The 14,927-nt window shown below is 42.9% G+C and carries 12 protein-coding genes and 1 pseudogene; 2 read left to right on the top strand and 11 right to left on the bottom strand.

Annotated elements, in window-relative coordinates; genetic code table 11:
* Positions 1 to 84 precede the first annotated feature (84 nt).
* The 4 genes from FNW02_RS19000 to FNW02_RS19020 all read right to left on the bottom strand — a co-directional run bounded on the left by FNW02_RS19000 (position 85) and on the right by FNW02_RS19020 (position 4,462).
* Positions 85 to 1,107, bottom strand: a complete 1,023-nt coding sequence (locus tag FNW02_RS19000; protein WP_191759066.1) for a tetratricopeptide repeat protein — start codon at positions 1,105 to 1,107, stop codon at positions 85 to 87.
* A 438-nt stretch (positions 1,108 to 1,545) separates the two neighbouring features.
* Complete coding sequence (locus tag FNW02_RS19005) at positions 1,546 to 2,298, bottom strand: PEP-CTERM sorting domain-containing protein (RefSeq protein ID WP_225225760.1); 753 nt, start codon at positions 2,296 to 2,298, stop codon at positions 1,546 to 1,548.
* Between the two features lie 1,057 nt (positions 2,299 to 3,355).
* Positions 3,356 to 3,892 (bottom strand): GNAT family N-acetyltransferase, encoded by a 537-nt coding sequence (locus FNW02_RS19015; protein WP_191759068.1) that lies wholly within the window; start codon positions 3,890 to 3,892, stop codon positions 3,356 to 3,358.
* Between the two features lie 18 nt (positions 3,893 to 3,910).
* Positions 3,911 to 4,462: a GNAT family N-acetyltransferase gene (locus tag FNW02_RS19020; RefSeq protein ID WP_191759069.1), complete on the bottom strand. Its 552-nt coding sequence runs from the start codon at positions 4,460 to 4,462 to the stop codon at positions 3,911 to 3,913.
* A 105-nt stretch (positions 4,463 to 4,567) separates the two neighbouring features.
* On the opposite strand from FNW02_RS19020, the gene FNW02_RS19025 reads away from it, so the two are divergent.
* Entirely contained in the window at positions 4,568 to 6,448 is a 1,881-nt protein-coding gene (locus FNW02_RS19025) for an ABC transporter ATP-binding protein (protein WP_191759070.1), read from the top strand.
* 589 nt (positions 6,449 to 7,037) lie between these two features.
* On the opposite strand, the gene FNW02_RS19030 is transcribed toward FNW02_RS19025, so the two are convergent.
* The 3 genes from FNW02_RS19030 to FNW02_RS19040 all read right to left on the bottom strand — a co-directional run bounded on the left by FNW02_RS19030 (position 7,038) and on the right by FNW02_RS19040 (position 11,096).
* Positions 7,038 to 7,688: an acetoacetate decarboxylase family protein gene (locus tag FNW02_RS19030; RefSeq protein ID WP_191759071.1), complete on the bottom strand. Its 651-nt coding sequence runs from the start codon at positions 7,686 to 7,688 to the stop codon at positions 7,038 to 7,040.
* A gap of 162 nt (positions 7,689 to 7,850) precedes the next feature.
* Positions 7,851 to 9,755 carry a molecular chaperone DnaK gene (gene dnaK, locus FNW02_RS19035; RefSeq protein ID WP_191759072.1) on the bottom strand — a complete coding sequence of 635 codons (1,905 nt, stop codon included), beginning with the start codon at positions 9,753 to 9,755 and terminating at the stop codon, positions 7,851 to 7,853.
* Between the two features lie 528 nt (positions 9,756 to 10,283).
* Complete coding sequence (locus tag FNW02_RS19040) at positions 10,284 to 11,096, bottom strand: SDR family oxidoreductase (protein ID WP_191759073.1); 813 nt, start codon at positions 11,094 to 11,096, stop codon at positions 10,284 to 10,286.
* Between the two features lie 138 nt (positions 11,097 to 11,234).
* Between FNW02_RS19040 and FNW02_RS38800 the strand changes: the two are divergent.
* Positions 11,235 to 12,047: pseudogene (locus FNW02_RS38800) on the top strand (Rpn family recombination-promoting nuclease/putative transposase).
* A 128-nt stretch (positions 12,048 to 12,175) separates the two neighbouring features.
* On the opposite strand, the gene FNW02_RS19055 reads toward FNW02_RS38800, so the two are convergent.
* From FNW02_RS19055 to FNW02_RS19070, 4 genes are all read right to left on the bottom strand, one after another.
* On the bottom strand, positions 12,176 to 13,027 hold the full coding sequence (locus FNW02_RS19055) for a universal stress protein (RefSeq protein ID WP_191759075.1): 852 nt from the start codon (positions 13,025 to 13,027) through the stop codon (positions 12,176 to 12,178).
* Positions 13,028 to 13,718: 691 nt separating this feature from the next.
* Positions 13,719 to 14,012 (bottom strand): hypothetical protein, encoded by a 294-nt coding sequence (locus tag FNW02_RS19060; RefSeq protein ID WP_191759090.1) that lies wholly within the window; start codon positions 14,010 to 14,012, stop codon positions 13,719 to 13,721.
* A gap of 313 nt (positions 14,013 to 14,325) precedes the next feature.
* A complete protein-coding gene (locus FNW02_RS19065) occupies positions 14,326 to 14,472 on the bottom strand; it encodes a hypothetical protein (protein ID WP_191759076.1) in 147 nt (48 codons plus the stop codon).
* Complete coding sequence (locus FNW02_RS19070; RefSeq protein ID WP_225225761.1) at positions 14,423 to 14,917, bottom strand: GNAT family N-acetyltransferase; 495 nt, start codon at positions 14,915 to 14,917, stop codon at positions 14,423 to 14,425. The genes FNW02_RS19065 and FNW02_RS19070 overlap by 50 nt, the downstream gene beginning before the upstream one ends.
* Positions 14,918 to 14,927: the final 10 nt, after the last annotated feature.

Below are 14,927 nucleotides of genomic sequence, written 5' to 3' on the forward strand. Positions count from 1 at the left end.
GCAACTAGTAGATATATAGCAGTTGGCATTTTCATGAATCACATGTAGAGACGTTACATGTAACGTCTCTACAGGGTTTCTATTTTACAAAGCATCCATGAACTGCCGTACCTTTTCCATAAATGGCTGATATTCAATTTGTTCGGCTAATTCTTGGGCATTTTGATAGCACGATCGCGCCAACTTTTTGCGCTTAGTTGTGGCGTAAAGGCTTCCCATATTCAGCAAAGTGGAAATTTCTCCAATACTATCGCCCAATTGTCGATAAATTGCAATGGCTTGTTTGTATAACTTCAATGCTTGCCGATTTTGTGCAAGGATAGCATGGGTAAAACCAATGTTGTGAAGAGTTGTTGCTTCACCAGAGCGATCGTTTAGAGAACGACGTGTCAAAAGAACTTGATAGTAGAGCAATAGTGCTTCTTTGGGTTTGCCTAAATCAGTATAGATAGAGGCAATATTGTTCAAGGTGGTTGCTTCACCAACCAAATTCTTCGCGGCTCGTTGAATTGGAATTGCTGCTTGTAAAAATTCTAGAGCTTGCTCAAACTTACCCAAGGCGCTGTAGGCAAAACCAATACCATTTAGCGTGGTTGCTTGGCCAGAAATATCGCCTAGCAATTGACGCATCGCCAAAATTTGGTGTTGTAGCAACAGCGCTCGTTTCGGTTCTCCCAACCTGGTATAGATCAGTGCCACATCATTGAGAGTCGAAACTTCACCTTGAGTATCTTGCAATTTCCTGAAGATTTGAACTGCTGTGTTCAAATACTCCAGCGCTTGCAAAAAGCGTCCAAGACGGCTGTAGGTAGAACCTAGATTGCTAAGTGCGATCGCTTCTGCTCGTGCGTTGCTTATTTCTTGAGCAACTGAAAGTGCTTGATGAAAATACTCTAATGCTCTTTGAGGTTGCCAGCAACCAAGGTGAGCTAAACCAATATCGTTCAATGCATAACCTTCTCTGGCTCGATCTGGAATTATTCTAGCTAAATGTAAGTTCTCGGTTGTTAGATCCAGGTATTCTTGAAAATTCCCTCGCTTGTAATAGCGGTTTGCTTCATTACGACGTTGTTCCCATTCTTTGACTTGATTTAAAGGTTGCGTCATCTGACCTCGGTTGCACTGGAGATAAATGGGCAGGATACCTCTTGGGAATGAACTTCTATAAGGTTTCCCAATTTAAGTTAATCACTATTCTCTATCTTTAGATATAAGACGTAAATAGAGAAGTGTAGTATTATTGCATACTCATAAGAACATTCGTGAAACAATCGCTACAAATTTCTTAGTTCAAAGGCTGAGCAGGGAGTTCCACATTGGAATAAATTTCGTAGGATGGGCAAGATGCCCGTCCTGTGAACTGGGCGGGCAAGATGCCTAGCCCTTATTTCGTAGAGACGTTGCATTGCAACGTCTCTACAGTCAATGAGAATTGGTCGTTTTACTGAAAAGAAATCGGGTTGTTGCAATTACTGAATCGATGTTCTAGGCGGGATGAGGGTTTACAGGGAAAATTTTTGACTTGTGTGTACACTGTAGGCTGCGCTAACGCAATGGGCTACGCCTCCCAGTCGCCAGTCCCTTATTTTGCTGACATTGCAGTCGCAAACCTATACCCATAGCCCCAACAGCAAACAAACCTAACAAACTAGAAGGTTCAGGAACAGACTGGCTGTTAGCCCGACCATACTGTAGATGGTCTACTTCCCAGTCCGTACTATCAAGCATTCGGATTTCAATTGCTGAAATGCCATCCAAATTGATTGCACCGAAAAACCTATCCTCTGCGGTCTGACCACGAAAATCGCCATCACCAACAATTGAGCCTAAGACTCCTAAAGAAGTGCCAAGGACGTCAAAAGCTTCGAGGTTAACTTGACCAAATCCTAAACCAGTATCAGAAAACCCAACATCAGTCCAAACAATGCCAACATTCGTAGGTAAAGCACCCAGAACACTGGCATTGAAAGTAAATCTGATAGTCGATTTATCGGCAGAATACCAACTGTAACCATTTAATCCACTGCCATCGATTACTCGATCATCGCTATCTACAGAATCAGTTGAGATGTTAAAAGGGCTAGGTAGATTTATAACACCACTAGACGCATTGACACCCGGTGTATTTAGAAAACCATCTTCAAAGTCTTCCAAATTGAAGTACGAATAGTTACCACCTTTGAAAGGACTGTCGTCAAAGCTATTGTAAGAACTAGGTTCTAAGTAGGTAGTAACAGCATTAGCAACTGGTGTCGTAGCAATTGAACTCAAAACCATAAATAGGACAGTAGCAGTCATCTTTGATAACTTTTTCATCATGATTATCAAATTGCCTCAATGATGCCCAGTATTAATACTGAAGTTTTGAATAGCCAAATCTTACGTTTTCATACTTTTAGTATTGAACGACTGTAAGTAACTATTCATCAGTGATGCTACGTATATAAATATAAATGAAGTCGCAAGTCGCGAGTTATGAACAGGTCGCCCACAAGCGAAAAGTTGGAGCGCCGGCGTCCGGCGCTCCAACTTTTCAAGACAGGAGCGAGGTTTTTACCTTTTTTTCTTCTTATAAAAAGGCGTCGAGAAAACCCATTCCTTCTCGGTAGGTGATGAAAGACACCCCGACGCCGTTGACAGTTGACAGTTGACGGTTGACGGTTAACAGTTAACAGTCAACAGTCAACGTGAAATTCCATCCCCTTTTAAGAGGTTGTTTGAAAAGTGGTTGGCTGTATCTTTGCACTTGTTGATCCCCCCTAACCCCCCTTGAAAAGCTACGGTGTACACAAGTCTTTGAGAGTGGCCTCACAAGCTTTTGATCCCCCCAACCCACGCCAGTCGCTCATGGGGAGCCACCCCCTTGCGGAGGTTCCCGACGCTCAATGACTCGCTCTAAGCGTTGGCGAAGCCTCTCGAAGAGAAGCCATGCCGTTGGCGAAGCCTCTCGTTCACGAAGTGTCTCCGATAGGAGAAGAGAAGGCTTTACGCTGCGCTATCCGTTGTGGGGAGTGGCGTGGAAACCCCCTTGGCGCTAGCCTCTCCCTTTGGGAGAAGACCGCGCTGGCTCCCCTTCAAAAGGGGGGCAAAAACTTCTCAAAGTCCTCCTTTTTAAGGGGGATTTAGGAGGATCTACACGATTTTGGTTTGGTACAGAGATGTGTGTACACCGTAGCTTTCCAAGGGGGGAATTTGATTCAAAGTCCCCCTTATCAAGGGGAGCCACTGTGTTGGGGAGACAGCGCCGTGGGCGGGTTTCCCGACTTGAGGCGACTGTCGTCGGGTTTCCCGACTTGTAGCAAGTGGCGGGGATTTAGGGGGATCTCAAAATATTTGATACATCACTAAGGACTTTTCAAACATCCTCTAAGGGTGGGATGAGCTTAATGAGTTGCCATTCTGAGCGCGAGATAGCGTAGTAAACTACATCATGACCGTAATAATAGGCATCCTTTTGATACTTCATCCCAACTTTTTGAATCACACGTACTGAAGCGATGTTTTCCGGTTTAGCAACTGCCACTATCTGCTCTAGCTTCACTTCCTCAAAACCATACTTTAAAGTAGCTTGAGAAGCTTCTGTCCCTAGCCCCATGTTCCAATAAGATTTGTCGAGTACATAGCCAAGCTCAACTTCTGGCGTATTTTCCAGGAAACCAAGTCCACAACGACCAATCATTTTGCCACTATCTTTGTGCATTACTGCCCACATGCCAAAGTTATGTTGTTGCCACTGTTGGATATGTTTGTGCAACCTTTCCTGTGTCTGTTCTCTTGTTTTGAGTGACAGATACCTCATGACTTCTGCATCACTATAGAGGCGAAACAGATCATCCAAGTCCTCTAAAGTGAATTGCCGTAGTTGTAGTCTTGCAGTTTCTATTTCAAGCATAGTAACTTAGATACCGATTTAAGTTTGCAATATATAAGGGGAATCATCTGGTTGCCATTGCGATCGCGAGATGGCATAGTACACTACATCTAAGTTGTAAAATTGGGCATTTTTCTCGTATTTCAACCCTGCTTTTTCCATTACACGACGCGAAGCAGTGTGTTCTGGTGCAGTGATGGCGACAATCTGATCTAGCTTGACTACCTCAAAGCCATACCTCAAACTTGCCTTTGTTGCTTCACTGACAATACCTTGATTCCAATAAGCTTGGTCTAAGCGATAGAGAACTTCAACTTCAGGGCTATTTGGTAAAAAATTCAGCCCACAATGACCAATTAATTTGACGGTGGCTTTTTCTACAACAGCCCAAACACCAAAACCATGCTGACGCCAGTGTGCTATAAAAAATTCTAATGTTTCTAAAGTTACTTCTTTGAGCTTCTCGGTTGGTATCGGCCCTCTGGGTGAATACTTCATTACCGCTGGATTGCTCAAAATGGGAGCAAGTTCATCCAGGTCGTTTGGGGTATATGGTCTGAGTTGTAGTCTTGCGGTTTCTATCTCAGGCATGGTATCAGAGAAGTTGTGCGTTAGCGTAGTCTCTCTTAGAGAAAGTATCGCTACTTTAAAATAGTGTGTTTTTCCGACTGTAAAAATTAATATAATGCTCCTATTATGAGCATCTCCCAATCCTTCCAAAAACCTTACACCCAAGACCGTCGGCGCGAAAATGACTGGCGGTTATTTTTGCGTTTAGTGCCTTATGCCCGTCGTAGTGGACGGCTGCTGGTGCTTTCAATGATCCTACTCGTGCCGATCGCATTAGCTAACGCTGTACAACCATTGTTGATTGGACAGGTAATTTCTCTGATTCGCAATGAACCCAGCACTTATGAGTTTCTCAGGAATCGCCCTTTCTTGCAAGGATTACATATCCTGGAAGGATTATTGCTACTTGCAATTCTTGTAAGACTCTCATTGACAGGTATTCAGGGTTATATAGTCCAAACGCTAGGGCAAAAAATCACCGCAGAAATTCGCCAAGACTTATTTCACCATGTGACATCTCTAGCAGTGCGTTTTTTTGACCGCACTCCTGTAGGTAAATTAATTACCAGACTCACCAGCGATGTGGAAGTTTTAGGAGATGTCTTTTCCACTGGGGCAATTGGCATTGTGTCCGATTTGTTTTCTATGCTGGTGATTACGGCTTTAATGTTTTCTATCCAATGGCAACTTGCTTGTTTGCTGCTGTTGATGCTGTTACCAGTTACTTGGGTAATTGTTTACTTTCAGCAACAGTACCGCAAAGCCAATTACAAAGTGCGAGAAGAACTTTCTATACTAAACTCACAACTTCAAGAAAATGTGGTTGGCATCAATGTAGTACAGTTGTTTCGCAGAGAAAAATTTAATGCTGAATTATTTCGGATCACCAACAAGAAGTACACAGCAGAAGTAGATCAAACCATATTTTATGACTCAGCTGTTTCAGCAACCTTAGAATGGATTGGACTGATTGCGATCGCAGGTGTGTTATGGGTAGGTGGGTGGTTACTTTTAAGAGAAAACTTGACTTTTGGGGTTTTATCTGCATTTGTCTTGTATGCTCAGCGTTTATTTGACCCCTTACGAGATTTTGCCGAAAAATTCACCGTAATCCAATCTGGATTTACTGCTATTGAACGGGTTAGTGATATTTTAGATGAACCGATAGAAATACGCGATCGCACCAATCCGCGTTTCTCAATATTTGATGCTAAATTCGGCTACATAGACGAGATAGTTGCAGAGCTAGAATCCCCAGACATCAATACTCCACCAGAACTCGGAGAAATCCGCTTTGATCACGTTTGGTTTGCTTACAAAGACGATGATTATGTGATTAAAGACTTAGATTTCACCATTCATCCTGGTGAAAAGGTCGCATTAGTCGGCCCCACAGGAGCAGGCAAAAGTTCTATCATTCGTCTTCTGTGTCGCCTCTACGAACCCACCCAAGGACGTATTTTGATAGATGGCGTAGATATCCGAGAAGTACCACAGGCAGAACTGCGCCGCTACATGGCAGTAATTTTACAAGAAGGCTTTTTGTTTGCTGGTGATGTTAAAAGCAATATTAGCTTAGGAGACATTTACACCATTGAGGAAATTCAACAAGCAGCCGAGAGCACAAATATTGCTGAGTTTATTGAACAGTTGCCTCAAGGCTACGATACTCAACTTAGGGAACGCGGCACAAATCTTTCTAGTGGACAAAAGCAACTTTTAGCCTTTGCTCGTGCTGCTATTCGCAATCCAGAAATTCTGGTGTTAGATGAGGCAACCGCTAGTCTAGATGTTGGCACAGAAGCTTTAATTCAAGAGGCATTAAATCAGCTTTTGCAAAGACGCACCGCCATTATTATTGCTCACCGTTTATCTACAATTCGCAACGTAGATCGAATTTTTGTTCTCAAGCGGGGGGAATTAATCGAACAGGGAAGCCACGAGGAACTGCTGGAACAAAGAGGACTTTACGCAACTTTGCATAACTTGCAGATGTTGGGAACTTAGAGAAAAGGTTCTCATAAAGAAAGGGTGAGTTAAGTTTTGCAGGTCGATGTAATCGCATTGTTATACCAATTCACGAAAATCTTGATACATATAGATTTCTCGTAGGGGCACGGCATCGCCCATTGGTGTCAATTTAACGTGAAAGCTTAGTCTGATAAGCATTTCAAAGTTTTTCGATGTACCACCTAGATTTGAGATCCCCCCTAACCCCCCTTTCCAAGGGGGGAATTAGAATCGAATGCCCCCTTTTGAAGGGGGTTGGGGGATCTGAAACTACGGGAAATTGAGTGTTTGAGCTGAAGTTGACACGTATGGGCATTGCCGTGCCCCTACCAACGGATTTGTATCATTTTTAAAGTTAAATGGTATTAGCCGATGCAATCGCATTGTCAGCCGATGCAATCGAATTGTCAGCCGATGTAATCGCATTGTTAGCCGATGCATTAATGAATTCTTTGTACCTTTGTCTTAAAAAGTTCTGAGCGGAGATAGACCACTGTAGAGACGTTGCATTGCAACGTCTCTACCAAAGAATTTGTTGCAATCATTAATTGAATCGGTATAAGTTTAATTGCACCGATAAAGCAAATTACTTAGGAGAAACTTCAACTTTCCGCTGTCCCACCACTTTTGGCGCATCAACTTGTAACTTCATCTGTTCAGAACGTACAGTTAACAAAGGTTGACCTAGACCAATGTTAGAGAAGGGACTTTCGGCGGGTACTTCTAACTTGGAACCAATTAAACCCAGCAGAGACTCAAATTCAGCGGGGAATATCAGTAAATCGTTACCCATTGCGCTGAAACCAGATGCACCGAGATGCGATCGCAACGCCAATTTTTGCCGATTATAGTTAAGACTACACAACTTCTGATTTCCCTGACGGACGGTGACACGTTCGCCTTGTTCCCAAGTAAACTCAGCTAGTTCTTTTGGTAGTCCCCAAATTTCTCGACCACCAGCCACCGAATCAGCATTATCTACGTAAATGTGAGAAACCCAACCACCGAATTTCCCTTGATAACTAACCACAGCCGGAGCGATAATTAACTCGCTGTATTCCAGCACCGAGCCTGAGCCATAATTAGATAAATACACGCTACCGAGGGTTTTACCAGGCCATGCAGAAATAATTTCTAACTCCGAGGGGATAAGGTGTCGCACTCGGTCAATATTCACCAGTTGCAGAGTTTGAATAGCGTAGCCTTGAAGTGTCCAAGGTGCTTGTGGATATGACATATACCAATTTTAGATTGTTGTAGTGTTGTAGAAACGTTGTTGTACAGACGTTGCATTGCGTTGTTGTACATCGTCCAATAAAAAAATCCCCACCCAGGCAAATGCTTGGATGGGCAATATAAAGCAGGGGCACAATAAATTTTCCCTACAGAACTATGAGAATTATTTGCTTTCGGTGAAATCAGCGTCAATCACATCATCACCGCTACCGGAAGGAGTAGAACCACCATCTTGAGGTTCAGCGCCTCCAGGAGCCGCACCACCACCAGCTTGTTGATAGATGTTGCTACCAACGGCGAATAGCGCTTGTTGTAGTTCTGGTGTGAGTTTCTGAATTTGCTCATCGTCTTCTTTGGCAACTGCATCCCGCAGTTCTTTCACCAAACCTTCGACTTTAGTCTTGTCAGCTTCGGGAACTTTATCGCCCAATTCTTGTAGCTGCTTCTCAGCTTGATATGCCAAAGAGTCGGCTTGGTTCTTGCGTTCAATTTTCTCACGACGCTCTTTGTCAGCAGAAGCGTTTTGTTCGGCTTCTCTCACCATCCGGTCAACATCAGATTTATCCAGGGTGGAAGCGCCAGTGATACTAATAGACTGTTCCTTACCTGTGCCTTTGTCCTTAGCGGTGACGTTGAGGATACCGTTGGCATCAATATCGAAGGTAACTTCAATTTGCGGGACGCCGCGTGGTGCAGGTGGAATACCATCAAGGCGGAAGGTTCCTAAACTCTTGTTATCGCCAGAAAACTCCCGTTCACCTTGGAGGACGTGAATTTCTACGTTGGTTTGACCATCCACAGCCGTGGAGAAGACTTCTGATTTCTTGGTGGGAATTGTTGTGTTGCGGGGGATAATTTTGGTCATCACGCCGCCCAATGTTTCTACACCCAAAGACAGAGGTGTTACGTCTAACAGCAAGATACCTGTAACATCACCTTCTAGCACACCTGCTTGAATGGCTGCACCAATTGCCACAACTTCATCAGGGTTAACGCTTTGGTTGGGGTCTTTACCCAATACTTGCTTGACTATTTGTTGAACTGCGGGAATGCGGGTAGAACCACCAACTAGCACAACTTCATCAATATCGCCTTTGGTTAACTTGGCATCCCGTAGAGCGTTTTCAACGGGGATGCGACAACGGTCGATCAAGTCTGAGCAAAGTTCTTCAAATTTGGCGCGAGTCAGGGTTGTATCCAGGTGCTTGGGCCCATCCTGGGTAGCGGTGATAAATGGTAGGTTAATTTCTGCTTGGGTAACGCTAGAAAGCTCAATTTTGGCTTTTTCTGCGGCTTCAGTCAGACGTTGTAAAGCTTGTTTATCTTTGCGTAGTTCAATGCCTTCGGCTTTTTTGAACTGTTCAGCTAAGAAGTCAACAATTTTTTTGTCGAAGTCGTCACCGCCAAGGTGAGTGTCACCAGAGGTAGCTAACACTTCAAACACGCCATCGCCAACTTCGAGCACGGATACGTCAAAAGTACCGCCACCAAGGTCAAATACCAAGATTGTTTCGTTACTCTTCTTGTCAAACCCGTATGCCAAAGAAGCGGCAGTTGGTTCGTTAATAATCCGCAGAACTTCAATACCAGCGATTTTACCAGCGTCTTTTGTCGCTTGTCGTTGGGAGTCGTTGAAGTATGCAGGAACGGTGATTACAGCTTTGGTTACGGTTTCACCCAGATATTTGCTAGCATCTTCTACTAGCTTGCGAAGAACTTGTGCAGAAATTTCTTCAGGAGCAAATGCTTTACCAACTCCTGGGCATTCCAGCTTGACATTGCCATTGCTGCTGATGACTTTGTAAGAAACTTCAGTAGTCTCCTTGCCAACTTCATCGTAGCGGCGTCCGATAAAGCGTTTGACTGAGTAAAACGTATTTTCCGGGTTCATCACCGCTTGGCGTTTGGCGATTTGACCAACCAAGCGATCGCCATTTTTGGCAAATGCAACCACTGATGGTGTTGTCCGAAAACCCTCAGCGTTAGCAATTACCGTGGGTTTACCACCTTCCATCACTGCTACGCAGGAGTTAGTCGTACCTAAGTCAATTCCAACTGCTTTTGCCATTTTAGGTGCTGGCTCCGTATAACTACAAATGAATGAATGAGAGTATAAAGGACTAAATTTTGAACCAACTGGGTTAAGAAATCAGCCAGTTCAGCATGAATACCTTTGATTTGGCTTTCCGGGGTCAAAACTCCAGACTATGCTGATATATATACTGAGCTTGTGTAGCCAGTCCATGAAGGGTGGTTTCCCGAACCTTGGTTGGGACGGTTTACCTAAATGGTGTTTCTGGTTGGTTCACGAATTAATTTGCTTTCACTTTGTCTAATGTATGAGAATTAATACTTTCAGTAATTAGGGTGAACCGTAACGTCATAGTGGTGTTTGCCGTCTTTTAACGAACTGCACGAGTAGAAAAGCAGCGATCGCCTCGGTAATTCATTTTTATTGCGGATATCAGTAATTTTGGTAGTGGTAGATTTCAGGAGGCAGGAAGGAGGGGAGCAGGGGAGCAGAGGGGTGGAGGGGCGGAGGGGCAGGGGGAGAATAAATACTGACTTTTGTACAGACTCGATTAATCGCGTCTCCTCACTCACTACCTAATTGCGAAAAAAGAGTCTCCCAGTTAATTACAGCTGGTCTTGCTCCTTGGTTAACTAGTTCAAAAATTTTTCCTGAACTACTAGGGTGAATAATAGATTCTACACAAGCGTTTGCTACGTCAATTCGGCTAGCATCACCCGACAAGGTGTCACCTGTGCCTAATACCACACCATATTTGCCTCCTGTTTTTGCCTTTAAGAGAGTGTTGAGGTCGTATGAGGTATATGGGCCGTCAATCAGGCGTCCTGGGCGGATAATGGTGTAGGGTAATCCTGAACTGGCGATCGCTTCCTCGCCTTTCTGTTTGGCATCAAGCACGCCGAAGCCGTTAAGAATACTAAAAGGAAGCTGATCTTTACGAAGAATTCCGCAAGAAGAGACGAAAACGAACCGCTTCAAATTCCGGGGTGCTGCTGCTACTAAGTTACTCACACCTTGGGCATCGACCTTTGCCGGACTATTTTTTGCTTTGGCTTGACTAGATTTAGGGTTAAGAAACGCAGTTCCCCATTCAATCAAGTTCAGAGGCGGGTCAAACTCCCATCTAGCAGAGGGAAAGGCTGTGGTTCCAGTACAACAGATGATGTGACTTAGATTCTGCATTGCGGCTGGGAGTGTACTCGGCTGGCGGGTATCACCAACGGCAACTTCTGTCCTGTGATCAAACATCTCTTCGGCTTTTGCTGCATTGCGTGTCAAGACGCGAACTTTAAAACCTTTTTCCAGCAGCTTGCCCACCACAAGTTGTCCCACTCCACCAGTACCACCAGCAACCAGTACCAAATCTTCAGAAGTCATAATCGCCCTAAGATAGTCTATTGCTAATCTAATCAAAATTTCGAGTGGGGAACACCTGCTAAGGAGCGATCGCTTAGCAAATCCTTATCCCCCACCAGGTAAAATCTTAAAAGCGCAAATCCGAACAATGCATCAAGTGTGAAAACTGACAGCATCTTTTATCGCCTTTTTCAAGAATTACCTAGCATCTTTTTTGAATTAATTGGCAACCCGCCCCAAACAGCAGATGCTTATAAATTCTCCTCAATCGAAATCAAGCAAACTGCATTCCGCATAGATGGCGTTTTTGTCCCGACACAAGGCGAATATAAATCTATTTATTTTGTTGAAGTTCAGTTTCAAACCGACACAGAAATTTATTCGCGCCTATTTTCAGAAATCTTTTTATATCTACACCGAAACCAACCAAAAAATCCTTGGCGAGGAGTAGTTATCTATCCTACTCGCAGTCTGGATATAGCAAATATAGATAATTACAGCGAATTTTTTACTAGTCAGCGTGTTAGTCGTATTTATCTAGATGAATTAGGTGAAACAGCAACCCTGCCAGTGGGAATTGCTACGATTAAATTAGTGGTTGAAGATCAGGACACAGCAATTACAACTGCCAGAGAGTTAATATCAAGAACCCAGCAAGAAATCTACACTGAACGACAATAACGACAGTTATTAGAATTAATAGAGACAATTTTAGTTTACAAGTTTCCGACTATGAGTCGAGAGGAGATTGCAGGTATGTTTGGATTAAGCGATTTGAAGCAAACACGAGTTTATCAAGAAGGACTACAAGAAGGACGTGAAGAAGGACTACAAGAAGGCGCACGTCAAGAAAAGTTAAGAATGATACCTTTATTATTGAAATTGCAATTGAGCGCAGAAGAAATAGCAAAAGAGTTGGGTCTGGATTTAGAGGAGGTTCAGCAACAAATGCAAAAACAGCCTAAAAGTTAAGCTTGAATTTATCCATTTCTACTGATGCGATGTCATCTGAATCTACTCAAATGCTAAAAGTGCCTAGCGCTTTATTTCAGCGTTTGAGTAATACAGCTGTTCATGCGGCTTAATTGGATAAAGTCGAGCTAAGCGATTGTTCGCGCTAACAACACTGGACATGTGGCATTGACTCGAACGTAGTCAGACAAAGAAGCACCTATTAGTCGGTCTATATCAACAAAACTCTTAGCGATCGATGGACGACGATCTGGAGAACCGAGTAATAATAAGTCTATATTCAACTCCTCTGCTAACCGACAAATTTCTTCACCTGGCTTACCACTGCTACTATAACAACGAGATTGAATGCCTTGTCTTTCAGCTTCAGCCGCCGCAGCTGCCAAAACAGGATTTTTACCTGAGTTAACCTCGGTGATTTCAGAGATTTTGCCCCCTAAATCTGTAGCAATATTAGCCAAAATTAACTGTCCACCCTGAATATCTCGCAGCAGGAACAGAGCCAATTTCAAACAGTTTTTTGACGCATCAGAGTTGTCTATTGCCACCATAATGCGCTTAATTCTTTTGACGTAAATGTCATCTTTTACCAACAACATGGGGCGAGAAGATAACTGGAAAACATACTGGCTGACTGAGTTCGATAAAATTGATTGCAGTCGCTTAAGTCCGCGTGAACCCATAATAATCAAGTCAGCATCGATTTCATCAGCTACTTGGCAAACCACATCTTTGGGATCTCCTTGCCGTAAAATTGAAGAAACCTGGCTTGGATCTAAGTTCAAAGTCTGAATGGCATTAGCCAAGATTTTGCCACCATCTTCCCATTTAGCTGTCATGGCAGCTGCGGTACTTTGCCCAGTTACAACATGCAAAATCGTAACTTTTGCATCTTTAATTGATGGCATTTCTTTCAACGTTTTGAGCATTTCTTCCGCGTGTCCCAATCCTGAGACAGCCAGCAAAATTTTTTCTATCATCTTACTAGTTATTGTTAAGGTTGCTTTAGTTTTCGCTGTTAAGATGTGGCTTAGACTGAGTTTTTACCACCTTGCTTGACAACCTAGTCAGTAAGTTGGCGCAAATAAACTTTACTTTTTAGTCTTTAGTCTTTAACACTTAAATAACCAAGTACAAAAGACTAAATAAGTATTTAGGTTTATTCATACCATAGTTACTCAAATCTTAAACTAGGCTTCAATAATTAAGCATACTCTCAATTTAGCCTGATTAACTTAATAAATTATGATGTTAGTTATTATTTTTAATCTATGTTAACTTTTTTTTAATAAAAGTTAGTTAAGTATTGCAAAGAAATTACCAAAAGATACAACTTATAGTCTTTTTGAAATGCGTGTCAGACTATTTAGGAAAAATTATAATATTTATATAGATTGTTTATATTTAATATAATTACATAGTATGGATTTTGTATTTCATTGTGTTAGATATTTTGCGATGGGCTATGCCCCGCAGTAGGCGATCGCACTCCATTAAGTAATAGATGCGTATAAATTATAAAAAGGCGTCGGGAAACCCATTTCTTTTCGGTAGGTGATGAAAGACGCTCCGACGCCGTTGACGGTTGACGGTTAACAGTCAACGTGAAATCCCATCCCCTTTTAAGGATGGGATAAGCTTAATGAAACCTTAGCATCTCTGCACTTTTACTTAATTAATCAGTCCGTTATAATTAATAAATTTTGATGCGATAATAGCAATAAATGCGAATAGACCTAGCGCTCTGCGAAAATAATTAACGCCTTGAAATAATTCCAGCCATGCCCAAGTAAACAAGGAACCATTTGCCAATACGTCTAACACTATATTGATTGTGCCAGTTGGAAAAACTAGAGTAAGTAAACTGGTTACTATCCAAACAATGAGCGGTAGATTTGGCTTCTGAGCTAAAACAATGTTGCCATTGCTATCACGGAAGGTTTTATCAACTAATGTATTTTCCATCATTTGTAATTCCAATTCTTTAATATATTGAAACATTCAGGTAAATCTCTTTTCAAGCATCTAATTGCTGAGATTAGAGCGGTAAAGTATATTCATATATGCCTATATTGAGAGGCATACTCTACACGGAATCCGCCAATATATTTGGCATGAACGTAATTTGGATCTCCCCACATGCTGGTTCTATCTTTAGATAGAGGGCGAAAAAAACCGATTATTTTGTAGAGACGTTGTATTGCAACGTCTCTACTCTACAGTTAACGAAAATTGGTCATTTTACCGAAAAGAAATCGGGTTTTTGCGATTACTGAATCTATGCTCTAGTACATAGACATGGTGCGATCGCGGCGTTATCGATGCGATCGCCACCATTTAGAGCAGCAATTTTCCAGTCTTGCTGAAAAGAAATCTTACGCGGGTTGCCAATCTGCTCGGTTAATGCGATAGACGAAGCAGTCATCGTTACCGAACCATCGCTGCTCAATAAATTGGAAGCCAAGACGTTCATAGAAGCGGTGGGCGCGGGTATTGCTGGCAAGTGGATCAACGAGTACAGCCGTCACAAGTGGGTTGGTGAAACATCGGGCAAGTGCAAGCTGCATCATTTTCGTTCCATAGCCTTTGCCCAAATCAGTCTCTTCCCCAATCCAAATATCAATAGCGCGAAGATTCGCCGGAACATCACCCCAGTAGTGACTGTCTTCACATGCCGGATCGATGATCTGGATAAATCCGATGGGACGACTATCGATTTCAGCAATCAATTGCTCTCTCCATTCGGGAGCACGGTTAAGTTCTACCTCCCAACCCCAATCATCATTAGGGTCTGAGGCAACCACGTGAGGTTGCTCATCCCACTGTCGCAGCAGAGCTAAATCAGCAAAGGTGGCTGAGCGCAGATTCATCACAACTTCT

Source organism: Komarekiella delphini-convector SJRDD-AB1 (assembly GCF_014831675.1).
In the GTDB taxonomy this organism is placed as follows: Bacteria; Cyanobacteriota; Cyanobacteriia; order Cyanobacteriales; family Nostocaceae; genus Komarekiella.